This is a genomic window from Ochrobactrum vermis (assembly GCF_002975205.1).
GTDB lineage: Bacteria > Pseudomonadota > Alphaproteobacteria > Rhizobiales > Rhizobiaceae > Brucella > Brucella vermis.
This window is the reverse complement of the sequence record NZ_PCOC01000002.1, coordinates 518,150-542,467: the sequence shown is the minus strand read 5'-3', so window position 1 is coordinate 542,467 and position 24,318 is coordinate 518,150. Positions and strand designations below refer to the sequence as shown.

Genomic DNA, 24,318 nt, shown 5'->3' with positions numbered 1-24,318 from the left:
ATATCTTGTTTAGAGCGGTTCCGGTTCTTACCGAATCGTCGGAACCGCTCTAACTATTTGTTTTGCCGCATTATCCTACGCAAAACCGCTTCGCACTTTTGTTGTAAATGCTCTAAATTTCAAATATTTACGGCGCGGAAAACATCCGTGCCGATAGAATTTCGCCGGCGGCAATTGTCAGGATTGTAATTTGTCTTTTTTTCTCTAGTTTTCCGGCTGAACAGGAGTCGGAAGATGAGTGAGATGGATAAAGTGCAGGAGAAGCCCAGTCAGACAACCAAGCCGGAGACGCAGGTAAAGCTGCCGAAGGTCGGTGTGCTGCTGGTCAATCTTGGCACGCCGGATGGCACGAGTTACGGGCCGATGCGGCGCTATCTGGCCGAATTTCTCTCGGATCGCCGCGTTATCGAATGGCCCCGCCTTATCTGGTATCCGATACTCTACGGCATCGTTCTCAACACCCGCCCGAAACGCTCTGGCAAGCTTTACGACCGCATCTGGAATCGCGAGAAAAACGAATCTCCATTGCGGACCTATACGCGCGCGCAGGGCGAGAAGCTTGCCAAGGCACTTGCCGACTATCCAAATGTGGTCGTCGACTGGGCGATGCGCTATGGCCAGCCGTCCATCGAAAGCGTAACTGATCGTTTACTGCAGCAAGGCTGCGAGCGGATCGTCATGTTTCCGCTCTACCCGCAATATTCGGCAACGACGACCGCGACAGTGAACGACAAGTTCTTCGAAGCGCTTATGAAAAAGCGCTTCCAACCGGCAGTGCGCGTCGTGCCCTCCTACGAAAAAGAGCCTGTCTACATCGAGGCGCTCGCACGCTCCATTGAAAAGCATCTCGAAACACTTTCCTTCAAACCGGAAGTGATCCTCGCATCGTACCACGGGATTCCGAAAAGCTACGCGGACAAGGGGGATCCCTATCCGCAGCAATGCCTTGAAACGTCGCGCCTGTTGCAGGCCCGGCTGGGCCTTGATGACAGCCAGTTTCGTTCCACATTCCAGTCACGCTTCGGACCCGAAGAATGGCTTCAGCCCTATACCGACGAGACGGTGGAAGAGCTGGCCAAGCACGGGGTCAAGTCGATGGCCGTTCTTAATCCGGGTTTCGTTGCCGACTGCCTGGAAACAGTGGATGAGATCGGCAACGAGGCCGCCGAAGAATTTCTTGAAAATGGCGGCGAGAATTTCAGCCATATTCCCTGTCTCAACGACAGCGAAGACGGCATGAAGGTCATCGAGACACTAGTGCGCCGCGAATTGCAGGGATGGGTTTAAGCAGGGCAGTATGTTTGCCTCACTAAAGCATCTATTATCATATTGCCCGACTGCCCTATTGCCTTAAAAGGGAAACAATCAATGACCGGTTTCGATATCACGCTGCTCATTCTGGCCGCACTGGTTCTGGCAACGCTGTTTGCCGGCATCAAGACTGTGCCGCAGGGGTTTAACTATACGGTCGAACGGTTCGGTCGCTATACGCGTACGCTCAATCCAGGCCTGAACCTGATCGTGCCGTTTTTCGACCGCATCGGCGCACGCCTCAACATGATGGAGCAGGTGCTCGATGTGCCGACACAGGAGGTCATCACCCGCGACAATGCCATTGTTGGCGTTGACGGCGTCGCTTTCTATCAGGTGCTGAATGCAGCACAGGCGGCCTATCAAGTGGCGAACCTGCAATATGCGCTCCTTAATCTGACCATGACCAACATCCGCACGGTCATGGGCTCGATGGATCTTGATGAGCTGCTGTCAAACCGCGACGCGATCAATGACCGCCTGCTGCGGGTGGTTGATGAAGCAGCGCACCCGTGGGGTCTCAAGATGACCCGTGTGGAAATCAAGGATATCAATCCGCCAGCAGATATCGTTACCTCGATGGCGCGCCAGATGAAGGCCGAGCGTGACAAGCGCGCGCAGGTTTTGGAGGCCGAGGGCGATCGCAACGCACAAATTCTGCGCGCTGAAGGCCAGAAGCAATCGCAGATTCTCGAAGCTGAAGGCAAGCTGGAAGCAGCCAAGCGCGAAGCGGAAGCCCGCGAGCGCCTCGCTGAAGCCGAAGCGAAAGCCACCACGATGGTTTCCGATGCCGTTGCCAACGGAAATGTGCAGGCGCTGAATTACTTCGTGGCGCAGAAGTACACCGAAGCCTTGAGCAATATTGCCAGTGCCAAGAACCAGAAGGTGGTACTCATGCCGCTTGAGGCAAGCGCTCTCATCGGCTCGCTTGGCGGTATTGGCGCAATTGCCAAAGAAGTTTTCGGTGATGGCAGCCGACCGATCGATCCGACACCGCAGCCGCCGACACCTTCCCGCTCACGCAGCGTTCCGTCCGCAGGGCGCTAGAGCGCATCCCGAAAAGGGTGAAACGGTTTTCGGATAAGATGCGCGTTAAAACAAACAGAGAGAGGGCGCTATGATTATTGAGTTTCTGTCCGGTCTCGGCATCTGGAACTGGCTCGTTTTCGGGCTGGTTCTGCTCATTCTGGAAATCTCGGCGCCCGGCTTTTTCTTCATCTGGTTCGGGCTTGCTGCACTTGTAACGGGTGCACTGGCCTTTCTGCTGTCTTCAACGACGGGGTTTGGCTGGCAGTTTCAGACCGTTGTATTTCTGGTTCTTGCCGTCATTTTTGTGCTGATAGGGCGCCGCTTTTTCGGTTCACGCAGCAGTGACGCCGCCGAACCTTTTCTCAATCGTCGCGGCGAGCAGCTTGTCGGCCAGCGCGCCACACTGACGGAGCCGATCATCAACGGTCGTGGACGTATCCGTATCAATGATACGATGTGGCGCGTGAAAGGGCCAGATCTGCCAACCGGAACAGAAGTTCACGTGATCGCTTTCGATCCGGTTTCGCTGGAGATTGAAGTTGCTGAATAGGGCAGTATGTTTTGCAGAGCAGACATACGGCCTTATTGCCCTACCGTCTTGATGTCCTATCAGACCGCGCCTATCCGCAACAGGTCGTGGAAATGTACAAGCCCGATCGGGCGTCCAGCCTCGACCACGATCAGCGCTCCGATATGATTTTCATTGATGGTGTTGAGTGCTGCGGTCGCCAGCATGTTCTGATCCACGGTCTTCGGCTTGCGCGTCATGATGTCATCGACCGCCAATGCCGCGAGATTGCGGCTCAGATTGCGCGATATGTCTCCATCGGTAACGATGCCCGCCAGATCGCCACCATCATCGACGACAACCACACAGCCAAAGCTCTTTTGGGCCAGAACCTTCATCGCATCCGGTAGGGACGTACCCACCTTCACCAATGGAAGGCGTTCGCCGCGATGCATGATATCGCGAATATGGATGAGACTTGCACCCAGCGAACCGCCGGGATGGAATGTCTTGAAATCGCTTGGAGTAAAGCCGCGCGCTTCCAGAAGCGCAATCGCCAGCGCATCGCCGATGGCAAGCTGCATCAAGGTCGATGTCGTGGGTGCCAGACCGTGCGGGCAGGCTTCAGCCGTTTTCGGCAGGAGCAACACGACATCCGCCGCGCGGCCAAGCGCCGAGCCTTCGCGCGAGGTAATCGCGATTAGCGGAATGCGGAAACGCTGCGAATAATTGACGATGCCCTTCAGTTCCGCCGTTTCGCCCGACCATGAAATGGCCAGAATGACATCATCGCGGCCGATCATGCCGAGATCGCCGTGATTGGCTTCCGCCGAATGAACGAAAAATGCCGAGGTGCCGGTCGAGGCAAAAGTGGCGGCAAGCTTGGAGCCGATATGGCCGCTTTTGCCGACGCCCGTAACGACCAGACGCCCGCGCGATGCAACGATACGCTTCACCGCTTCGACAAATGGGCCGGAAAGGCCGTCATTCAGCGCTTCTTCCAGCGCAACAAGGCCCGCATTTTCGGTCTTTATGGTGCGCAGCGCCGAAGCGATGGCTGCTTCAGCGTCTGCCGGAGGGATAATCTGATCGAGCTTTTCCATGGCGGCAAGGGTTAACTTCTTCGCAGCCGGTTGTCCAAACATTTGTGCAGCGAAACATGGCCTTGAATTCGGCCATGGCAACCAAGAATTAACCATGTGCCTTTACCGTTCATCTACCACGTTGCGACGGTTTGAAAACACGACATGCTTTTTGCCAAGGCCCTATCCGGCGGTTCGACGCCCATTGCCCGCAGGCTGCGATGCCTGTTTCTGTCGGGCGTGGCGATGGCAATCAGCCACGGCCCTTCCTTTGCTCAGGAGGCTTATCTGCGCGGAAGCGTAGGCGAAGACGTGCTTTCTGCATCCTCACCGGAAACGCTTGCAAATCGCGGGCTTGCCGCACCTGGATATGACAATGGCGCCGGTGAAGCGCCTGACGACAGTTATACGCCGCCTGAAAACACACCCGCGACTGACCCGGCAACCACGGCGCAAACCGGTCGGGCAGTTTCCGTTCCGCAGGACCGCCAAACACTACAGCCCGACAATATGCGTGTCGGCTCGGTCGACACCGAGACAAGCGACGAAACGGGCCGGGCGCAACGCGAAAATCTCCGGCAGTCGCCCGAGCAAGGTCGCTACATCACACAGGAAGCCGACCCATTCGCACCGGTCGGGATTCGCACCGGCTCGTTTATCCTGCGACCGTCGTTGGAACAGGGTATCCGTGCCACGACGAACGGCGACAGCAGCGCAACCGGTTCCAGCGCTGTTCTCAACGAAACCACATTGCGGCTCAACGCGCAGTCGGATTGGGCACGCCATCAGGCAACACTTGACGCATCGGGCACCTGGGCCAAATCCATTTCGGGCGAAGACGTCTCCGAACCGCAGGTCGACATTCAGGGTAAGCTGCGCTTCGATCTCGGCGATCAAACGACCGTCAACACCGGTGCCGGATATCGGCTGCGTCGCGAAAGCGCGTCGAGCCCCAACGGTGTGGTCGACGCCTTGCAGCGTCCTCTGGTTCACACCCTCAACGGAAGTCTCGGCATCGAACGCGACATGGGCCTGATCTTCGGTAGTGCAACCGGGCGGGTTGAACACAATATCTACGGCGACGCAGAATTGTCGTCCGGCGGCACCGTCACTCAGAAAGACCGCGACAACACCTATGCCAGCATCACGTTGCGCGGCGGCTTTTCCTTGTCCCCGGCGATCAAGCCCTTCACCGAAGTGGAACTGGGCAAGCGTATCTTCGACGAGAAAGTGGACAGCAACGGTTACGAGCGCAGCGGATCGCAATTCGCACTGCGCGGCGGCATGATGCTGGATATGGGCGAGAAGCTGAACGGCGAATTCGCCGCCGGTTACATGCGCGCCAACAGTGACGATTCTCGTCTCAGTGACATTAGCGGTCCTTCGATCAATGCAGCGCTCAACTGGTCGCCGCTGCGCGGAACCGATGTGCGGCTCTATGCACAAACAATTGTCGACACCTCGACCACGCCTGGCATTGCCGGGTCGCTCCTGCATTTTGCAAGCCTTGATGTGACCCGTCGCATACGCTCCGATCTGAGCCTCAACGGCAGGCTTGATGCCAACATCCGGCAGAACAAGGATGGCACCGGGACCGATTACACAATCGGTGCGCAGATCGGCGCAACCTACTGGATCAATCGTTTCGTTGGGCTTGATGCACGCCTGCGTCACGAATTCCTGACAAGCAGGATATCTGACCGCGAATATACGGCCGACAGCGTCTATCTCGGCGTGAAGGTTCAGCGCTAGAATAGAGACAATACGACATCCCTACCGGGATGCCGTATTGTCGTGAGTTTAAGCGAGCCAGAACAGAATACACGCCATGCCGAACCCCAGAAGCCCGATAAGGGTTTCCAGAACCGTCCAGGTTTTCAGCGTCGTCTTGACGTCCATATTGAAGAAGCGCCCGACAAGCCAGAAACCGGAATCGTTGACATGAGAGAGCATGACCGACCCTGCAGCAAGTGCGATTACTATCGCCGCAGTCTCTAGTCCGTGATAACCCGCAGCCTGAACTGCAGGCTGAACAAGTCCGGCAGCTGTTATCAGGGCCACAGTTGCCGACCCTTGCGCAACGCGCAAAATCGTTGCGATCAGGAAGCCTGCCACGATAACGGGCAGTCCGGTATTGGCAAACGCATTTGACAAGGCGTCACCAATGCCGGAAGCACGCAGGACGCCACCGAACATTCCGCCAGCGCCCGTAATCAGGATGATGGAGCAAACCGGACCGAGCGCCGAATCGAGAATGCGTTCGACACTGGCTAAGTCCCTACCTCGCCGGGGTCCCAGCACATAGGACGCGACCAGCACCGAAATCAGCAGAGCAACCGGTGTCGATCCGATCATCCGCGCTAGCTGATACCAGTTGGCCTGGGCATCTACCCAACCTTGCGCGCGGGCAAAGTCCAGACCCGTATTGATGAAGATCAGAACCAGCGGCAGCAGGAGAAGCAATATGACCAGGCTGGAGCTTGGAGGGTTGATCGCCTCGTCCACGTTTTTCCCGGCATCAAAACTGTCGGGGATCGGAAGATTGATCCGCTTGCCGATCCATACGCCGAAAAGATGCCCGGCAATGAACCAGACAGGTATGACGACCACGATCCCCACGAGAATTAGAAGCCCCACATCTGCACCCAAAAGCTCGGATGCGGCCACCGGGCCTGGATGAGGCGGCACGAAAACATGCATCACCGAAAAAGCTGCGGCGACCGGAATACCGTAGAGAAGCAGGCTTCCCTTGAGACGCCGCGCAACGGTGAAGACGACGGGGAGCATCACGACCAGTCCCGCATCGAAAAAGATGGGGAAGCCAAAGATGAGTGACGCGATGCCAAGCGCCATGGGCGCGCGTTTTTCTCCGAACCGCCTGATGAGATCGTCGGCAAGCGCCTGTGCACCGCCGGATATCTCAAGCAGCCGCCCCAGCATGGCGCCGAGACCAACCAGAAGCGCTACACCGCCAAGGGTGGATCCAAAGGCGGAAGTGATTGTCGTCAGAATATTGCCAGCCGGAATGCCCGTCGCAAGCGCTGTCAGGAGGCTGACGATTATAAGCGCTACGAATGCATGGACGCGAAATCGGATGATGAGCAAAAGCAATAATAAAACAGCGCCCACCGCGATGGAGATGAGCGCGCCTGCACTCATCGTCTGCTCGAATTCCTGCATGCCATTCTTCCTTATGATGGGGAGAAAACTTCTTTGGTCGAGCGTATCGCGAAAGGGTTTTCACACTTTCCGGGATTCGTCCTAGGTCAAATACCTATTGTCATCGTCAAAAAAAGCAAGTTTCACCGGAGTAACCGCACACCATAAAAAAACGCCCCCTTTGCAGGGGGCGTGACCAGAGTTCAGGCAGGTTAATATCAAGCAGGCTTGATGGTGTTCAGCAGATTGCCAATCGAGCTCTCGACCGAAGGACGAATGTCATTGCGCCACAGCGCAAACGCAACGTTGGCTTCGATGAAGCCGGCTTTGGAGCCGCAGTCGAATGTCAGGCCTCGATAATCGAAACCGAAAAACTTCTGGGCATCGGCAAGTTTCAACATCGCATCCGTGAGCTGGATTTCGTTGCCGGCACCCTTCTCCTGCTTGCTCAGAAGCTCGAAGATTTCCGGCTGAAGGATATAGCGACCATTGATGTAAAGATTGGACGGTGCCGTACCCTTGGCAGGCTTTTCGACCATCTGCGTGATCTCAAAACCGCTTCCGATGGCTTCGCCCTTGCCGACGATACCATATTTATGGGCTTCTTCCGGATCGCACTCCTGCACGGCTATGACGTTGCCGCCGGTCTTTTCGTACAGCTCGACCATTTCCTTCAGGCAGCCCTTCTTCGACTGCATGACCATATCCGGCAGCAAGAGAGCAAACGGTTCGTCACCGACGAGCTCCCGAGCGCACCAGACCGCGTGGCCGAGGCCAAGCGGTACCTGCTGTCGGGTAAAGCTGGTCGTTCCCGGCTGCGGCTGGATATCCTGAAGATGCTCCAGTTCCGCTGTCTTGCCACGTTCGGCAAGCGTAGAATAAAGCTCTACCTGTGCATCGAAATAGTCTTCGATGACCGCTTTGTTTCGCCCGGTGACGAAAATCAGATGTTCGATACCCGCTTCGCGCGCCTCATCGACCACATACTGGATGACGGGCTTGTCCACGACAGTCAGCATTTCTTTGGGAATGGATTTGGTGGCGGGCAGGAAGCGGGTGCCAAGACCAGCGACAGGGAAGACGGCCTTGCGAATTTTTCGGATAGAACTCATTCCTCTCCTCGATTTCACTAATTCAGATTTGCTATCAAAGCATTGAAACGACTGAATTTCAAATAAGGCCTTTTCATTAAAGAACGACGAAATTGCGTGGTTCATCCCATCACATTCGATGACCCTACCTTAATGTTGCTTGATTCAAAAACTTTTCGAAACTTCAGGCAAATTTTAAAGCAGGCCCTCGATGGTAAACCAATTGCTAACCGACACGTTCTAATTTGATCGTTCAACAGTTCGATCCGGAACTTTCTGCTGGCTCAAACTCAACACAGGATGGTATTAATTGACCAATGCAATCCGGTGCGAGCAGAATCCAGGTCGAAGGGAAACGCGCCGGTATCGGCTAAATTTGATTGCAGAAGGGAAACACAGAATGCTGCGATTTCCATTCACGGTGGGCCAAACGCTGAAGCTGAAAGCAGCTGCAACGGTTGCGATAGCTGTGCTCGCCTCCACACTGACAACCGGCTCCGCTTTGGCCGATGCAAAATTTCGCCAGTGGGTCGCCAGTTTTCGTCCTGTCGCCATAAATGCAGGTGTTTCGCCTTCCACTTTCGATCGCGCATTCCGCGGTGTCGATGCACCGGATCCGGTCGTACTTCAGAAGGCACGCTATCAGCCTGAATTTACCGAGCCTGTCTGGAACTATGTTGACAACCGCGTGAACGAGCAATCCGTCTCCGTCGGCCAGAACATGGCCCGCAAGTGGGGACCATGGCTCCAGCGCATTGAGCAGCGGTTCTCGGTCGATCGCAATATCCTGCTCGCCATCTGGTCGATGGAAAGCAATTACGGCGAGATTCTCAAGCGCGACGATGTCATGCGCGATGCCGTGCGTTCGCTGGCAACGCTCGCCTATGCGGACCAGCGCCGCGCCAAATATGGCCGCACACAGTTGATTGCCGCGATGAAGATTCTCCAGACCGGCGATATCGACCGCGGACATCTTTCCGGCTCCTGGGCTGGTGCGCTCGGCCACACGCAGTTCATCCCGACCAGCTATCAGGCCTATGCCGTCGACATAGACGGTAACGGCAAGCGCGACATATGGAACTCTGTTCCCGATGCGCTGGGCACTGCGGCAAATCTGCTGCATCGCAATGGCTGGCAACCGGGTCGTAGCTGGGGTTACGAAGTCGCTCTACCGCAGGGGCGCAAATTCCCTTCGGGCTCGCTCTCGATTGCCGAATGGCAGAAAATCGGTCTCGTTCGCGCTAACGGACGTGCCTTCCCCGATCCTAGCGAAAAAGCAACCCTGAAAGTGCCGGATGGCCGTCAGGGTCCTGCCTTCCTGATGACGAAGAATTTCTTCGTGTTGAAGCGTTACAATAATGCCGACAAATATGCGCTTGCTGTCGGCCTTCTTGCGGATCGCATTGGCGGTTATCAGGGGCTGCGTCAGGATTGGAATCGTCCGTTTACGCCGATCACCATGAACGAGCGTCAGGAATTGCAGACGCATCTGAAGGCGCTCGGCTATTATGACGGCAATATCGATGGCAAGATCGGCTCCACCTCGCGGGCAGCTATCGAAGCCTTCCAGCAGCGCAACGGACTTCAGCCGGATGGTCATCCGAGCAAGGAAGTCCTGTCGGTTCTGCGCCGTCGCTAAACTATCGGATTGATCGAATGGAGCGCACTTTACCAAAAGTGCGCTCCATTTTGTTTTTCAAGATTGCCAAGCTAATATGCAGGCCATGAAGGCGAAACGGATGCGCGCAAATCGGACTGTGACCAAGCTTGTGAAAGCTTTCAGCATCGTGCTGGCAATTGCAGCATTGCTGTTTTCCGGTATCATCACTGCATCCGCACAGGAGCGTCCGCGCACGCTTTTCGATCTTCTGTTCGGGTCACGGCAGGCGCAACCACAACGTCAATATGAACAGCGTGCCCCACAACGCGCCCGACCGAAGGCGAAGCGCCCCAAAGCAACTTCTCCCGCTTCCCGCCCGACACCACCGCCAGCGGCAAGCCCCGCGGTTGAATTCGTCGAGAAAAAGCCGGATGCAAAGAAAGTGCTTGTCGTCGGCGACTTCATCGGCAACGGTCTGGCCGAAGGCCTTGACGTTGCTTTCGCGTCCGACGCCGATCTCCAGGTCGTGACCCGGATAAACGGCTCTTCCGGCTTTGTGCGCAACGATCATTTCAACTGGCCCGAAAATATCGGCAAGATACTGGAGGAGGAGAAACCTGCTGCAGTTGTGATCATGATCGGCTCCAACGACAGACAGGCGATCACCGAGAAGGGCGCAAGCCTGCCGCCCCGATCACCGGAATGGAATGAAGAATATCAAAAGCGGGTCGCCGCTTTCATCAAGGTCATCAGCGACAAGCACTTTCCTCTGGTGTGGATCGGCCAGCCGCCCTTCCGCCCGAAAGGCATGTCGCAGGATATGCTGGCGCTCAATGAAATATATCGCACAGCCACCGAAAAGGCTGGCGGCAAGTTCGCCGATGTCTGGGACGGATTTGTCGACGACGACGGAAATTTCACGCAGACTGGCTTCGATATTAACGGCCAGACCGCGCGTTTGCGCGGCAACGACGGCATCAACATCACATCAGCCGGCAAGCGCAAGCTGGCCTTCTATGCGGAAAAACCGCTCCGCGCCTATCTCGGCGGCGCAAAGGAAGAAGACCAGCCACTGCCTGCTGCGGGCGCACATGATCCGTCAAAACCGGTTGACCGCGTGGCGCCGGTCAGTATTCGCGACATCGACAAGGATGAGAGCGGCGTTCTGCTCGGTGGGAGCCTTGCGCGCCCGCAAGCCACGCGCCCAGCCCACACTGAAAGCAAACCGTCACCCGGAAGGGCCGATGATTTTTCCTGGCCACACAAGAGTGCAAATCCCTAATTATTGGGCTGCACCAGCTCGATTGAGCTATTGTATGACTGATGTAAAGTGGCTTTCTCTATCCAATATGAGTCCAATTGCTACATTCCGCGCTGTTCACAGAAGAGCTCGCATCGTCTATCAGAATGCACCGTCTGCCTGAAAAGGCTGAACAGGAAGGACGCTCCTCCTCGCCCGGACGAGGTTGATTTTCAGCGTCGGCCAACCACAAGAGGCGTTTGAATGAACATCGCATCCAAACCTTCTGCCGATTCACATCGGGAGGAGGAACCCCATCTTGCACGTAACCTGTCCAACAGACACCTGCAACTGATCGCCATTGGCGGCGCGATCGGCACCGGCCTTTTCATGGGCTCGGGCAAAACCATTTCGCTGGCTGGCCCTTCGATCCTGCTCGTTTATGCGGTGATCGGCTTCATGCTGTTTTTCGTGATGCGCGCATTGGGCGAAATCCTGCTGTCCAACCTCGAATATCGCTCCTTTGCGGATTTCGCAGGCGACTATCTCGGCCCTTGGGCGCAGTTCTTCACCGGCTGGACCTACTGGCTTTGCTGGATCGTGACCGGCGTAGCAGACGTGGTGGCGGTGTCGGGCTATGTATCATTCTGGTTTCCGGAACTTGCGCTTTGGATACCTGCACTTGGGCTGATCTTCACGCTTCTGGCGCTGAATTTGCCCACCGTGCGCAATTTCGGTGAAATCGAATTCTGGTTCGCGCTCATCAAGATCGTCGCCATCGTCGGGCTGATCATTGCTGGCGTCTATATGCTTTCGACCGGCTTTACCCTGCCTAATGGCAGCCAGGCATCGGTTGCGCATTTGTGGAACCATGGCGGGTTCTTCCCCAATGGCTTCCTCGGCTTTGTCGCCGGTTTCCAGATCGCGGTCTTCGCCTTTGTCGGCATCGAACTGGTCGGCACCGCCGCCGCCGAAACCAAGGACCCGGTGCGCAATCTACCGAAGGCAATCAATTCGATCCCGATCCGCGTGGTGCTGTTCTATCTCGGCGCGCTGTTTGTGATCATCACCGTGATCCCGTGGGATCAGGTCGATCCAAGCTCCAGCCCGTTCGTCGCCATGTTCTCGCTGGCCGGTCTCGGCATTGCCGCGCATGTGGTGAATTTTGTCGTGCTGACTTCGGCAACGTCAAGCGCGAATTCCGGCATCTACTCCACCTCGCGTATGATCTACGGCCTCGCCACTTCGAAGCTCGCGCCGAAGGCACTCGGCAAGCTGAACGAGCGGAAAGTACCAGTCAATTCGCTATTCTTCTCGTGTATTTTCCTGCTGGCGGGCGTGGTTCTGCTCTATGCAGGCCAGAGCATCATTGAAGCCTTCACGATTGTTACGACGATCTCAGCTCTGCTCTTCATCTTCATCTGGTCGATCATTCTGGCGTCTTACCTGCAATATCGCCGCAAGCGCCCCGACCTGCATGAGAAATCCACGTTCAAAATGCCGGGCGGACGTCCAGCCGTTGTCATGGTCTTTGCGTTCTTCGCCTTCATTTTGTGGGCACTTGCACAAGAGCCTGATACCGCAGCAGCCCTGAAGGTCACGCCATTCTGGTTCGTGTTCCTGGCCATTGCCTATCTCGTGATGAAGGCGCGGCGCAGCCAAGGCTGATCGCCAATAGACACAAAAAAGCCCGGAGGAAACTCCGGGCTTTTTCAATTTAATCGCTTGTCTCTTAGCGAGGCAGAACAGAGCTTCCCATCAAATCGGCATCAATGGCGTGCGCGGCTTGACGGCCTTCGCGGATTGCCCAGACGACCAGCGACTGACCACGACGGATATCGCCTGCGGCATAGAGCTTGTCGACATTGGTGCGATAGTCACGCTCATTGGCCTTGACCGACTTCGAGCCGCGACGATCGGTTGCGACATCAAGCTTGTCGCCCAGTTCCTTAACGACGCTATCCTCACCCGGACCGGCAAAGCCGATGGCGATGAAAGCAAGATCAGCCTTGATGAAGAATTCCGAACCGGCAATCGGCTTGCGCTTCTCATCCACCTGGCAGCACTTCACATGGGTCAGGCGGCCTTCTTCGCCGATGAATTCCAGTGTTGCGACCTGAAATTCGCGCGCAGCACCCTCAGCCTGGCTGGAAGAGGTGCGCATCTTGGTCGCCCAGTAAGGCCAGACACTGAGCTTGTCTTCCTTTTCCGGCGGTTGCGGGCGAATATCGAGCTGGGTGACATTGACCGCACCCTGACGGAAAGCTGTGCCAACGCAGTCGGAAGCCGTATCACCGCCACCAACGACAACAATGTGCTTGCCACCTGCCAGAATTGGCGTCGAAGTCCAGGCGACGGACTCGATGTTCTCGCGACCGACGCGGCGGTTCTGCTGCACCAGATAAGGCATGGCGTCGAAAACGCCTTCCAGATCGGCACCGGGAATGCCTGCCGGGCGCGGGGTTTCGGAACCGCCGCTGTAAAGCACGGCGTCATAGGTATCGAGAAGACCGCGCAGCGGCTTATCGACGCCGATATTCACGCCGCACAGGAAGCGGACGCCCTCACCTTCCATCTGCGCCACGCGGCGGTCGATGTGGTGCTTTTCCATCTTGAAATCCGGAATGCCGTAACGCAGCAGGCCGCCGGGGCGGCTTTCGCGCTCATAGACATCGACCATGTGACCAGCGCGCGCCAGCTGCTGTGCAGCGGCAAGTCCAGCCGGACCGGAACCGATGATGGCGACCGACTTGCCGGTCTTGTTGGCGGCAGGCTGCGGCACGATATAGCCAAGCTCATAGGCCTTGTCGCCCAGCGCCTGCTCAACCGTCTTGATCGCAACCGGCGTGTCTTCGAGGTTCAGCGTGCAGGCTTCCTCGCAAGGCGCGGGGCAGACGCGACCGGTAAATTCCGGAAAATTATTGGTCAGATGCAGGTTGCGGATCGCCTGATCCCAATTGTTGTTATAGACCAGATCGTTCCAGTCCGGGATCTGGTTGTGCACCGGGCAGCCCGTCGGCCCATGGCAGAACGGAATGCCGCAATCCATGCAGCGCGCGGCCTGCTTCTGCACTTCACCATCCGTCATCGGAATGGTGAACTCGCGGAAGTGGCGGATACGATCCGACGCCGGCTGGTACTTTGCCACCTGACGGTCGATCTCTAGAAAACCAGTTACCTTACCCATTCTTCTACTCCCCTCGGCCTGAGACCAGCGCATGGTCTGCTTTGCCGGAAGTTGCCCTGTCCGCCGCGTCATCTTTAACGCGCAGGCATGTCAGAGCGTTGTTATCTCTTCATATGGCGAAGGGCGCCCGACCCGAAGGTCGGGCTCCGCTTGTCAGGATCACTCAGCCGCGACACCGATCTGCGCACGCTCCATCTCTTCCAGAGCGCGACGATATTCGACCGGCATGACCTTCACGAATTTGGGACGATAGCTCTCCCAATTGTCGAGAATGTCCTTCGCCCGCGTCGAGCCTGTGTAATGCAGATGGTTGGCGATCAGCTGCACCAGACGTTCCTCATCATGATGGGTCATATTGGCCGATACGTCCACACGGCCCTTATGCATGAGGTCACCGCCATGGTGATGCAGCTTTTCGAGGATATCGTCTTCTTCCGGAACCGGTTCCAGTTCGACCATCGCCATGTTGCAGCGCTGGGCGAAATCGCCCTCCTCGTCAAGCACATAGGCGACACCGCCCGACATGCCCGCCGCGAAATTGCGACCCGTCTGACCGATAACCACGACGACGCCGCCGGTCATGTATTCGCAGCCGTGGTCGCCCACGCCTTCGACAACCGTGACCGCGCCGGAGTTGCGCACAGCGAAACGCTCGCCCGCAACGCCGCGGAAGTAGCACTCGCCTTCAAGCGCGCCGTAGAGCACGGTATTGCCGACGATGATCGAATCTTCGGCGACGATACGCGTATCTTCCGGCGGACGGATGACGATGCGGCCACCCGAAAGGCCCTTGCCGACATAGTCGTTGCCATCGCCGATCAGCTCGAACGAGATGCCGCGCGCCAGGAACGCGCCGAAAGACTGGCCAGCCGTGCCGCGAAGCGTGACGGCGATGGTTTCATCCGGCAGGCCCTTGTGACGGAAACGCTTGGCAACTTCGCCCGACAGCATGGCACCGGCAGAACGGTCGACATTCTTGATACCGATGTCGATCTTGACCGGCTTGCGATCTTCGAGCGCAGGCATGGCCTCGGCGATCAGCTTACGGTCCAGAACATCTTCAATCGGATGATGCTGACGCTCTGTCCAGTAAATCTCGTGCTTCTCGGCCTCTGGCTTGTAGAAGATGCGGCTGAAATCGAGACCCTTGGCCTTCCAATGGTCAATCATCACCTGCTTTTCCAGAAGCTCGGTCTCGCCGATGATCTGTTCCAGCCTGGTGAAACCCATTGAGGCCAGCAGCGCACGCACTTCTTCCGCCAGATAGAAGAAGAAGTTGATGACATGTTCCGGCGTGCCCTTGAAGCGCTTGCGCAGAACCGGGTCCTGCGTCGCCACGCCCACAGGGCAGGTGTTCAGATGGCACTTGCGCATCATGATGCAACCAGCGGCAATCAGCGGCGCTGTCGAGAAACCGAACTCGTCGGCACCCAGCAGCGCGCCAATGACCACGTCGCGACCGGTCCGCAGACCGCCATCGACCTGCAAGGCCACGCGGGAGCGAAGCCCGTTCAGCACCAGCGTCTGGTGGGTTTCGGCAAGGCCGATTTCCCATGGGCTACCGGCATGCTTCAGCGAGGTGAGCGGCGAAGCGCCCGTGCCGCCATCATAACCCGATACGGTGATGTGGTCGGCGCGTGCCTTGGCAACGCCAGCGGCAACCGTGCCGACGCCCACTTCAGACACTAGCTTGACCGAAATATCGGCAGCCGGATTGACGTTCTTCAGGTCGTAAATCAGCTGCGCCAGATCTTCGATCGAGTAGATGTCATGGTGCGGCGGTGGCGAAATGAGACCAACGCCCGGGGTCGAGTGACGGGTCTTGGCGATGGTCGCATCGACCTTGTGACCCGGCAGCTGACCGCCTTCGCCGGGCTTTGCACCCTGCGCAACCTTGATCTGGATCAGATCGGAGTTGACGAGATATTCCGTCGTGACGCCGAAACGGCCCGATGCAACCTGCTTGATCGCGGAACGTTCCGGGTTCGGCTTCCCATCCGGCAGCGGATAGAAACGATCCGGCTCTTCGCCCCCCTCGCCCGTGTTCGACTTGCCGCCAATGGCGTTCATCGCGCGCGCCAGCGTGGTATGCGCCTCACGGCTAATCGAGCCGAAGGACATGGCTCCGGTCGAGAAGCGCTTGACGATATCGACCGCCGGTTCAACCTCATCGATGGAAACCGGCTTCAGACCGCGATCCTCGGCAAAGCGGATATCGAACAGGCCGCGAATGGTCTTGGCCTGCGCCGACTTGGAGTCGAGCATGCTGGTATATTCGGTGAACGTATCGGGGTTCGAGGTGCGCACTGCGTGCTGCAGCCTGGCAACCGCATCCGGCGACCACAGATGTGCCTCGCCGCGCATACGATAGGCATATTCGCCGCCGACTTCGAGCGCGGTCAGCAGAACCGGGTCGTTACCGAACGCATCGGTGTGACGACGCACGGTTTCTTCCGCGATTTCGTCCAGACCAACACCTTCGATGCTGGTGGCCGTGCCGAAGAAGAACTTGTCGACGAAGCTCGACTGCAAGCCGACCGCATCGAAAATCTGCGCGCCGCAATAGGACTGGTAGGTCGAGATGCCCATCTTGGACATGACCTTGAGGATGCCCTTGCCGATCGACTTGATATAGCGCTTGACCACTTCATATTCATCGACTTCCGGCGGAAATTCGCGGCGGCGATGCATGTCGAGCAGCGTATCGAAGGCGAGATAGGGGTTGATGGCTTCGGCGCCATAGCCTGCAAGGCAGGCGAAATGGTGCACTTCGCGCGGCTCACCCGATTCAACAACCAGACCGACCGATGTACGCTGACCCTTGCGGATCAGGTGATGGTGGACAGCAGCCGTCGCCAGCAGAGCCGGGATTGGAATACGGTCCGGCCCAACCTGACGGTCGGACAGAATGACGATGTTGTAGCCGCCGTGAACAGCCGCTTCGGCACGGTCGCACAGTCGCTCGATGGCGCCATGCATACCGGCAGCGCCTTCACCCGTATTATACGTGATGTCGAGCGTCTTGGTGTCGAAACGATCTTCCGTGTGACCGATGGAGCGGATCTTTTCCAGATCACCATTGGTCAGGATCGGCTGGCGCACTTCCAGACGCTTGCGGCGCGAGGTGCCAACCAGGTCGAAAATATTCGGGCGCGGACCGATGAAGGAGACGAGGCTCATCACCAGCTCTTCGCGGATCGGATCAATCGGCGGATTGGTGACCTGCGCGAAGTTCTGCTTGAAATAGGTGAACAGCATCTTCGACTTGTCGGACATGGCCGAAATCGGCGTATCCGTCCCCATCGAACCGATGGCTTCCTGACCGGTCGTCGCCATCGGGGACATCAGAAGCTTGGTGTCTTCCTGCGTGTAACCGAAGGCCTGTTGGCGGTCGAGCAGGCTCACATCCTTGCGCAGCGCACGTGGTTCGACCGGATTGAGATCTTCCAGAATAAGCTGCGTATTGCCGAGCCACTGCTTGTAAGGATGCTTTTGCGCGATCTGCGACTTGATTTCTTCATCCGAAACGATGCGGCCCTCTTCCATATCGATAAGCAGCATGCGGCCCGGCTGAAGGCGCCACTTCTTGATGACCTTCTTTTCTTCGACGGGCAATACACCCGCTTCCGAAGCCAGAATGACGAAATCATCGTCAGTGACAATATAGCGGGCTGGACGCAGACCGTTACGGTCGAGCGTCGCGCCGATCTGGCGACCATCGGTGAAGGCCACGGCGGCAGGACCGTCCCACGGTTCCATCAGGGCAGCATGATATTCGTAGAACGCACGGCGTTCGTCCGACATCAGCTTGTTGCCCGACCATGCTTCCGGGATCAGCATCATCATCGCATGGGCGAGGCTGTAGCCACCCTGATGCAGGAATTCGAGCGCATTATCGAAGCAGGCTGTGTCCGACTGGCCTTCGTAAGAAATCGGCCACAGCTTGGAAATGTCGTTGCCGAACAGTTCGCTATCCACCGAAGCCTGACGCGCCGCCATCCAGTTCACATTGCCGCGTAGCGTGTTGATTTCACCGTTATGTGCAACCATGCGATATGGATGCGCCAAACGCCAAGAAGGGAAGGTGTTGGTCGAAAAGCGCTGGTGAACGAGCGCCACAGCACTTTCAAATCGCGGATCTTTCAGGTCGTTGTAGTAGGCGCCAACCTGATAAGCCAGGAACATGCCCTTATAAACGACCGTGCGCGCCGACATGGAAACGATGTAGAAGCCCTTATCGTCACCGTCGTTTTCCTGATAGATGCGGTTGGAAATGACCTTGCGCAGGACGAACAGACGACGCTCGAACTCGTCGTCCGTCTCCAGCATCGGATTACGTCCGATGAAGACCTGAACGTGAAACGGTTCGGTTGCGGCAATATCCAGTGCCTTCGACAGCGATGAGTTGTCGACCGGCACTTCACGGAAGCCGATGAAGGTTTGGCCTTCAGCGGCAATCACTTCCTTGACGATTTCTTCGATATGCGCGCGCAGTTCCGCATCGCGCGGCATGAAGAGATAGCCTACGGCATAATGGCCCGGCTGCGGCAGGTCGATACCCTGACGCGCCATTTCCTCACGGAAGAAGCGATCCGGAATCTGCACGAGAATGCCAGCGCCGTCACCCATCAGCGGGTCAGCGCCGACGGCGCCGCGATGGGTGAGGTTTTCCAGCATCTTGAGGCCGTTTTCCACGATCTCATGCGACTTCTTGCCCTTCATATGGGCAATAAAGCCAACGCCGCACGCATCATGTTCATTACGCGGATCGTAGAGACCTTGCGCTGGTGGAACGCCTGCCGCCTTGGTTTTTCGCGTCGTTCGGGTGGAAGCCGTCGTCGCAGCTTTGACGTTTTCGTTCTGTACGTTGTGAGAAACCACATTCGATACAGATGGCGTCAAATGCGTCATCGTCATTCCCTCCGTTTGGCCCTCTTCACGAGGCGCGCGATCAGTATATACCGAGATTGGTGACAACCATCTCGCCGTTGTTCAAAATATATGGAAGCCTTTTCGACAAGGCGTTGGACGAGGTTCCAGGCAAGTGGCAAAACCGGTGCGAGGAACGATGTTTAGCGCCTTATTCTCATCAGGCTTGGACAGACGACACTCAGCCCACCAGAAAATGGCGCACTAGAATTCCTCCTGTCGCGGTCGGGGCGCCTGTTACCGCCAGACTATGTGCCTGCCAGTACGGCGCCTCTTTTCTGAAACTTTCCGGAGAGCGTTGTGTCGCTTCCGTTCGCATCAGTATTTAATTGGACAGCATTGCTGTCCTAATTAGGTATGACAGAATTCAAATTGCCTCACAAGATGGAAACGCAATTTTTCTCAGCATCTTCCGTAATAAAATATCAAAAGCCCTTATTATACTGGATTTTAATTGCGTATACCCGCCATTGCGTCAGTTTGGCGCGCTTTCGCTCACCTCTTTCTTGCCTAAAAATTAGGCATATTGATGACATTTTTCGCGCCAGCCGGGCCTTAACCGCTTCTGTCAGACAGGTTATAGAAACATCGACCGTGCGACAGCCTATTCAACCCATCTGGAGGAACACGTGCACTTTGCGTCAGACAATTGGGCAGGCGCCCATCCAAAAATCGCCGAGAGCCTTTCGTTACATGCTGCGGGTTTTGCGGCAGCCTATGGCGCCAGCGAAATCGACAAGCGCGTGGAACAGCGGTTCAACGAACTGTTCGAGCGTGAAGTCGCAGTCTTCTTTGTCGGAACCGGTACAGCGGCCAACTCGCTGGCGCTCGCCAGTGTCAACCGGCCGGGCGGTGTGTCGCTGGTGCACCGTGAGGCGCATGTGATTGAGGACGAATGCGGCGCGCCAGAATATTTTACCGGCGGCGCACGTTTGCACCCGATCGACGGTGCGCATGGCCGTATCGACCCTGAACTTCTCAAGCGCGAATTGAAGCGCTTCAACCCGGCTTTCGTTCATGCCGGGCAGCCCATGGCCGTCAGCATCACGCAGGCGACCGAAGTCGGCACGCTCTACCAGCCCGAACATATCGCCACCATTTCCAAGATCTGCCGCGATGCCGGCCTGCCGCTGCACTTGGACGGCGCACGGTTTGCCAACGCGCTTGTTTCGCTGGACATGACGCCGGCAGAAATGACCTGGAAACAGGGCGTGGACATCGTTTCCTTCGGTGGCACAAAAAACGGCTGCTGGTGCGCCGAAGCACTTGTCTTCATGGACCCCGCACGCGCCAAGGATCTGCCGTTCATTCGCAAGCGCGCAGCACAACTCTTTTCAAAGACGCGTTTTGTAGCAGCACAGTTTGACGCTTACCTGCAGGATGATCTCTGGCTTGAACTGGCCCGTCATTCGAACGCGCTTGCAACACGCCTCGCCAGTCATATCAATGCGTCGAGCCAGATGCGCCTTGCCTGGAAACCGGAAGCCAATGAGGTCTTCGCCATCATGAAACAGTCGGTCTATGACCGTCTGCGCAATGCCGGGGCAATCTTCTACGACTGGAACCCGCCGCATTCGGAAGTGAACCGCATCAGCGACGGCGAAATTTTCGCCCGCTTCGTGACGAGTTTCGCCAATACGGAAGAAGATGTCGACCGTTTTGCCGATATGATCGTCTGAAACTTTTAATTGTCTGCGAAAAATAAGAAAGGCGGCGCTTTGGGCGCCGCCTTGCTAATTTCTATAGGCTCATCCGCGATTAGTGGGCAGTCTTTGCCTCGATCTGCTGAGCGCCGTCAGAGCCGGCCTTGGTAACTTCGATCTTGCGCGGTTTCATCTGTTCTGGAATCTCGCGCTTGAGATCGATGTGCAGGAGACCGTTCTTCAGGCTCGCACCGGCAACTTCAACGAAGTCGGCAAGCTGGAACCGGCGCTCGAAAGCACGCGAGGCAATACCACGATAGAGAACTTCGCCAACATCGGAAGCATTTTCATCGGCCTTCTGGCCCTTGACGGACAGTTGGTTGCGATGCGCTTCGATTTCGAGTTCGCTTTCGGAAAAACCCGCAACCGCCATGGTTATGCGATAGGTGTTCTCACCCGTGCGCTCGATATTATACGGCGGATAGGACTGGTTACCTTCCGGCGAAGCGAGCGTATCAAGCATGGTGAAAAGCCGATCGAAACCAACCGTGGAACGATAGAGCGGGGAAAAATCTACGTGACGCATGTGTTAGCCCTCCTTTAGAGCGACATAATGCTTGTTCAGCATGATCTTTTCCGAAATCCGCTAAGCGCATTCGGAATCATGCAAGGCGGCGAAACTCCCTAATTGGCGAATTCCTTGATGCCGGCGGCCCCTATGTGGCGACCGCAAAACTCATTTGGGAACGGTTCTTTTTCATTTCAAGGCCGCATGCACGTGAAGACTGCGGAACGCAGGCTTACACGGGCTGTCACTTGGCGTAACAACTCCTGATCGATAGGGGCCTACATTTTGGGGATCCGCCGCACAATGAACCCAAAATGAACACCATCTTTGGCGAGCGTTCAGCCGCTTGGGGCTAATGTCCCACCATGCCTGCTGCAGAGCGGGTTCACTGAAGGATCACGGTTATGAGAAAAGCTGTTCTCGCTTTTGCCGCACTTGCCACCGTCGCGACCGGTTTTGCGACCCCCTCCCTTGCAGCCGATAGCGGCCTGCGCGTTCAGATTCAGTATTACGATGATGACGGCTACCGTCCGCCGCGCCCTTATCCGGGACCGCGTCCCGATTGGGATGGCGGACCGGACCGCCGCCCAGGCTGGGGCGACGATTATGGCCGTCGCGACATCATGGGACCGCGCCGTGTCGCACGCTCGCTGGAACGCCGCGGCTATGACGTCGGCGATATACGCCTCAACCGCGACACCTATTTCGTACGGGCCACAAGACCGAACGGTCGTCGCGTCATCGTCATGGTCGATGCCTATTCAGGCCGCATCGTCGGCGAGCGCCGCCCTGGCGGATACTGAACACTTCTTTCTTCAGATTTTTTCGATAGGCCAGCCGGCGTAACGTCCCTTGCATCGGCTGTTCTTTGAGCCGGAAGTTCGTTCTCGAACTTCCGGTTACTTTTTATCATCAATTGCCCCATTATACTGGCAGCAAATATCCCAACCTGAAACAGAAAGGCCCGCAATCGGATGTCGGAACTGCTTTTCGAAACCGATGCGAACCCGAACCCGCATGGGATAAAGGCTGGGCTGCTTGAAGCGAAGGGCGGCAAAACCCTGCGCTATGCCATTCTGAAAGCCGAAACGAGGCCGATACGGGGAACAGTGGTCCTGCTCCAGGGGCGCAACGAATTCATCGAAAAATACTTCGAAACCATGACCGATCTGAGCGCACGCGGTTTCACGGTCGTGACTTTCGACTGGCGCGGACAGGGCGGCTCACACCGGCTGCTGAAAGATCGTCAGCGCGGTTACGTTCGCAATTTCGACGATTATTGCGATGATCTCGACCTCATCCTTGATCAGGTCGCTTTGCCCGACTGTCCCCCGCCCTTCTACATTCTCGGTCATTCTGCCGGTGCGCTTGTAGCACTTTCCGCGATGGGCAGACTGACATCGCGCATCAGTCGCATGGTGCTTTGTGCGCCCTTCATGGGGCTTGATGGTCAAAGGCTCAGCGACGACAATGTACGCCGCATCGCATCCGCCTTTCGATGGCTTGGCCTCGGCCAGGTTTACGCCTCCGGCGGCCGCAGACTGGCTTCGCGACCCTTTGCAGGAAATCCGCTGACCAGTGACCCGGCTCGCTTCATGCGGAATATGGAAATTCCACGCCTTCACCCGGATCTTGCACTTGGCGGCCCGACTGCCCGCTGGCTCTGGAGCGCGCTCGAAACAGCACGCCGCATCAATCAGCCGGATTTTTACAAAGGACCGACAGTACCGGTCCTCATCATTGCCGCTGGAGCGGATCGTGTGGTTTCCACGTCGGTGATCGAGCGCTTCGTGGCGCGCACGCGCAATATCTCGCTGACGACGATTACCGGCGCCCGTCATGAAATGCTTCAGGAAGTCGACTTTTATCGTGAGCAGCTCTGGGCCGCCTTCGATGCGTTCATTCCCGGTTCTTCGGAAGTTGAAACCATGCCGGAGACCATTGAGCCTGCGATCTCCGGCATCTGATCAACCGTTCAAAAGATCGAGAACTGCCCTGTGCAATTCGGGTGAAGCTGCGGCGACAACATCACCACCCTTTTCCGCCGGACTGCCATCGCGTTGCGTCACCACACCACCGGCCTGCTCGATCAGCGGAATGAGAGCGACGATGTCATAAGGCTGCAGACCGGCTTCAACCACGATATCAGCAAACCCGCTTGCCAGCATGGCGAAGGCATAGCAATCAACTCCATAACGCGACAGCCGCACAGCGCCTTCCAGACGGTCAAATCCCTTGCGGCTTTCCCCTTTGAAAAGGGCGGGTGTCGTTGTGAACATTGTCGCATCGGCCAGAGCGGCATTCTTGCGCACGGACAGACGGCGCGGCGTGCCCTCCCCGCCGCCACGCACGAGATAGGCGCCATTACCGTCGCTGTAGAACAATTCCCCCGTGAAGGGTTGCGACATCATTCCCGCCTTGGCATCCCCATCGATGGTCAGGCCCACAAGCGTGCCCCAAACCGGCAGTCCGGAAATGAAGGCACGGGTTCCGTCAATGGGATCGATGACCCAGACATGGCTGCGGTCGATATTCTCCGGCCCATATTCTTCCCCAAGAATACCATGGTTGGGAAAGGCACCAGCAATAACCGCCCGAATCGCACGTTCCGCCGCACGGTCCGCTTCGGTCACCGGATCGAAACCTACGCTATATTTGTTGTCTATTTCCGTCAGCTGACGAAAACGCGGAAGCGTTTCAGCAGCCGCTGCAGCAGCCACTTCGGAAAAAAATGCCTTGTCGATCAGCAACCCCGAACTCCTGTTTCCAAGACATGGCGCATCCTTGTGCAAACCATGCTAATTTTGCCTACATAATGAGCATATTGAAATTCGCTCAAAAAATATGCGCATTTTCTTGACGTTAATGACATTCAGACGTAACTTAAATCCCAGACAGGTTTTCCTGTCGATGCCTTTCGGGGCATTTCCTCCCTAGTCTTTGACCGCGCTCGTATCGTTCGGGCGCGGTT

General features: G+C 56.9%; 17 protein-coding genes. 10 read left to right on the top strand and 7 right to left on the bottom strand.

Annotated elements, in window-relative coordinates:
- The first annotated feature begins 234 nt into the window (after positions 1-234).
- From hemH to CQZ93_RS16780, 3 genes are all read left to right on the top strand, one after another.
- Positions 235-1,287 (top strand): ferrochelatase, encoded by a 1,053-nt coding sequence (gene hemH / locus CQZ93_RS16790; RefSeq protein ID WP_105543765.1) that lies wholly within the window; start codon positions 235-237, stop codon positions 1,285-1,287.
- An 81-nt stretch (positions 1,288-1,368) separates the two neighbouring features.
- Positions 1,369-2,358 carry an SPFH domain-containing protein gene (locus CQZ93_RS16785; RefSeq protein ID WP_105543764.1) on the top strand — a complete coding sequence of 330 codons (990 nt, stop codon included), beginning with the start codon at positions 1,369-1,371 and terminating at the stop codon, positions 2,356-2,358.
- A 70-nt stretch (positions 2,359-2,428) separates the two neighbouring features.
- A complete protein-coding gene (locus tag CQZ93_RS16780) occupies positions 2,429-2,890 on the top strand; it encodes an NfeD family protein (RefSeq protein WP_105543763.1) in 462 nt (153 codons plus the stop codon).
- A 59-nt stretch (positions 2,891-2,949) separates the two neighbouring features.
- On the opposite strand, the gene CQZ93_RS16775 is transcribed toward CQZ93_RS16780, so the two are convergent.
- Entirely contained in the window at positions 2,950-3,951 is a 1,002-nt protein-coding gene (locus CQZ93_RS16775) for a KpsF/GutQ family sugar-phosphate isomerase (RefSeq protein ID WP_105543762.1), read from the bottom strand.
- 144 nt (positions 3,952-4,095) lie between these two features.
- On the opposite strand from CQZ93_RS16775, the gene CQZ93_RS16770 reads away from it, so the two are divergent.
- Positions 4,096-5,682, top strand: a complete 1,587-nt coding sequence (locus tag CQZ93_RS16770; protein ID WP_105543761.1) for an outer membrane beta-barrel protein — start codon at positions 4,096-4,098, stop codon at positions 5,680-5,682.
- A 48-nt stretch (positions 5,683-5,730) separates the two neighbouring features.
- Here CQZ93_RS16770 and CQZ93_RS16765 read toward each other — a convergent pair whose 3' ends face one another.
- Both CQZ93_RS16765 and galU read right to left on the bottom strand, forming a co-directional pair.
- Positions 5,731-7,110 (bottom strand): GntP family permease, encoded by a 1,380-nt coding sequence (locus tag CQZ93_RS16765; protein ID WP_105543760.1) that lies wholly within the window; start codon positions 7,108-7,110, stop codon positions 5,731-5,733.
- Positions 7,111-7,307: 197 nt separating this feature from the next.
- Positions 7,308-8,201: a UTP--glucose-1-phosphate uridylyltransferase GalU gene (gene galU, locus CQZ93_RS16760; RefSeq protein ID WP_105543759.1), complete on the bottom strand. Its 894-nt coding sequence runs from the start codon at positions 8,199-8,201 to the stop codon at positions 7,308-7,310.
- Positions 8,202-8,580: 379 nt separating this feature from the next.
- Between galU and CQZ93_RS16755 the strand changes: the two genes are divergently transcribed.
- From CQZ93_RS16755 to CQZ93_RS16745, 3 genes are all read left to right on the top strand, one after another.
- Positions 8,581-9,819: a lytic murein transglycosylase gene (locus tag CQZ93_RS16755; protein ID WP_105543758.1), complete on the top strand. Its 1,239-nt coding sequence runs from the start codon at positions 8,581-8,583 to the stop codon at positions 9,817-9,819.
- 100 nt (positions 9,820-9,919) lie between these two features.
- Positions 9,920-11,062: an SGNH/GDSL hydrolase family protein gene (locus CQZ93_RS16750; protein ID WP_105543757.1), complete on the top strand. Its 1,143-nt coding sequence runs from the start codon at positions 9,920-9,922 to the stop codon at positions 11,060-11,062.
- Positions 11,063-11,284: 222 nt separating this feature from the next.
- Positions 11,285-12,688, top strand: coding sequence for an amino acid permease (locus CQZ93_RS16745; protein ID WP_105543756.1), 1,404 nt, complete (start codon positions 11,285-11,287; stop codon positions 12,686-12,688).
- A gap of 64 nt (positions 12,689-12,752) precedes the next feature.
- Here the strand turns inward: CQZ93_RS16745 and CQZ93_RS16740 are convergent, their stop codons facing one another.
- Both CQZ93_RS16740 and gltB read right to left on the bottom strand, forming a co-directional pair.
- Positions 12,753-14,207, bottom strand: a complete 1,455-nt coding sequence (locus CQZ93_RS16740; RefSeq protein ID WP_105543755.1) for a glutamate synthase subunit beta — start codon at positions 14,205-14,207, stop codon at positions 12,753-12,755.
- Positions 14,208-14,366: 159 nt separating this feature from the next.
- Positions 14,367-19,118, bottom strand: a complete 4,752-nt coding sequence (gene gltB, locus CQZ93_RS16735) for a glutamate synthase large subunit (RefSeq protein WP_105545180.1) — start codon at positions 19,116-19,118, stop codon at positions 14,367-14,369.
- A gap of 647 nt (positions 19,119-19,765) precedes the next feature.
- Between gltB and CQZ93_RS16730 the strand changes: the two genes are divergently transcribed.
- The gene (locus CQZ93_RS16730) at positions 19,766-20,815 is read left to right on the top strand and encodes a threonine aldolase family protein (protein WP_105543754.1); all 1,050 of its coding nucleotides are present in this window, start codon (positions 19,766-19,768) and stop codon (positions 20,813-20,815) included.
- Between the two features lie 79 nt (positions 20,816-20,894).
- Here CQZ93_RS16730 and CQZ93_RS16725 read toward each other — a convergent pair whose 3' ends face one another.
- Positions 20,895-21,365: an Hsp20 family protein gene (locus tag CQZ93_RS16725; protein WP_105543753.1), complete on the bottom strand. Its 471-nt coding sequence runs from the start codon at positions 21,363-21,365 to the stop codon at positions 20,895-20,897.
- Between the two features lie 386 nt (positions 21,366-21,751).
- Here CQZ93_RS16725 and CQZ93_RS16720 point away from each other — a divergent pair, with 386 nt between their 5' ends.
- Both CQZ93_RS16720 and CQZ93_RS16715 read left to right on the top strand, forming a co-directional pair.
- Complete coding sequence (locus CQZ93_RS16720) at positions 21,752-22,150, top strand: antifreeze protein (RefSeq protein WP_105543752.1); 399 nt, start codon at positions 21,752-21,754, stop codon at positions 22,148-22,150.
- 171 nt (positions 22,151-22,321) lie between these two features.
- On the top strand, positions 22,322-23,314 hold the full coding sequence (locus tag CQZ93_RS16715; protein ID WP_105543751.1) for an alpha/beta fold hydrolase: 993 nt from the start codon (positions 22,322-22,324) through the stop codon (positions 23,312-23,314).
- On the opposite strand, the gene hisN is transcribed toward CQZ93_RS16715, so the two are convergent.
- Complete coding sequence (gene hisN / locus CQZ93_RS16710) at positions 23,315-24,097, bottom strand: histidinol-phosphatase (protein ID WP_105543750.1); 783 nt, start codon at positions 24,095-24,097, stop codon at positions 23,315-23,317.
- Between the last annotated feature and the right edge of the window lie 221 nt (positions 24,098-24,318).

Coding starts and splice junctions, on each gene's coding strand:
- CQZ93_RS16725 (WP_105543753.1), bottom strand. CDS start 21,365: ATGCGTCACGTAGATTTTTCCCCGCTCTATCGTTCCACGGTTGGTTTC.
- galU (WP_105543759.1), bottom strand. CDS start 8,201: ATGAGTTCTATCCGAAAAATTCGCAAGGCCGTCTTCCCTGTCGCTGGT.
- CQZ93_RS16755 (WP_105543758.1), top strand. CDS start 8,581: ATGCTGCGATTTCCATTCACGGTGGGCCAAACGCTGAAGCTGAAAGCA.
- CQZ93_RS16785 (WP_105543764.1), top strand. CDS start 1,369: ATGACCGGTTTCGATATCACGCTGCTCATTCTGGCCGCACTGGTTCTG.
- CQZ93_RS16765 (WP_105543760.1), bottom strand. CDS start 7,110: ATGCAGGAATTCGAGCAGACGATGAGTGCAGGCGCGCTCATCTCCATC.
- CQZ93_RS16740 (WP_105543755.1), bottom strand. CDS start 14,207: ATGGGTAAGGTAACTGGTTTTCTAGAGATCGACCGTCAGGTGGCAAAG.
- CQZ93_RS16715 (WP_105543751.1), top strand. CDS start 22,322: ATGTCGGAACTGCTTTTCGAAACCGATGCGAACCCGAACCCGCATGGG.
- CQZ93_RS16780 (WP_105543763.1), top strand. CDS start 2,429: ATGATTATTGAGTTTCTGTCCGGTCTCGGCATCTGGAACTGGCTCGTT.
- CQZ93_RS16745 (WP_105543756.1), top strand. CDS start 11,285: ATGAACATCGCATCCAAACCTTCTGCCGATTCACATCGGGAGGAGGAA.
- hemH (WP_105543765.1), top strand. CDS start 235: ATGAGTGAGATGGATAAAGTGCAGGAGAAGCCCAGTCAGACAACCAAG.
- CQZ93_RS16770 (WP_105543761.1), top strand. CDS start 4,096: ATGCTTTTTGCCAAGGCCCTATCCGGCGGTTCGACGCCCATTGCCCGC.
- CQZ93_RS16775 (WP_105543762.1), bottom strand. CDS start 3,951: ATGGAAAAGCTCGATCAGATTATCCCTCCGGCAGACGCTGAAGCAGCC.
- CQZ93_RS16750 (WP_105543757.1), top strand. CDS start 9,920: ATGCGCGCAAATCGGACTGTGACCAAGCTTGTGAAAGCTTTCAGCATC.
- gltB (WP_105545180.1), bottom strand. CDS start 19,118: ATGACGCATTTGACGCCATCTGTATCGAATGTGGTTTCTCACAACGTA.
- CQZ93_RS16720 (WP_105543752.1), top strand. CDS start 21,752: ATGAGAAAAGCTGTTCTCGCTTTTGCCGCACTTGCCACCGTCGCGACC.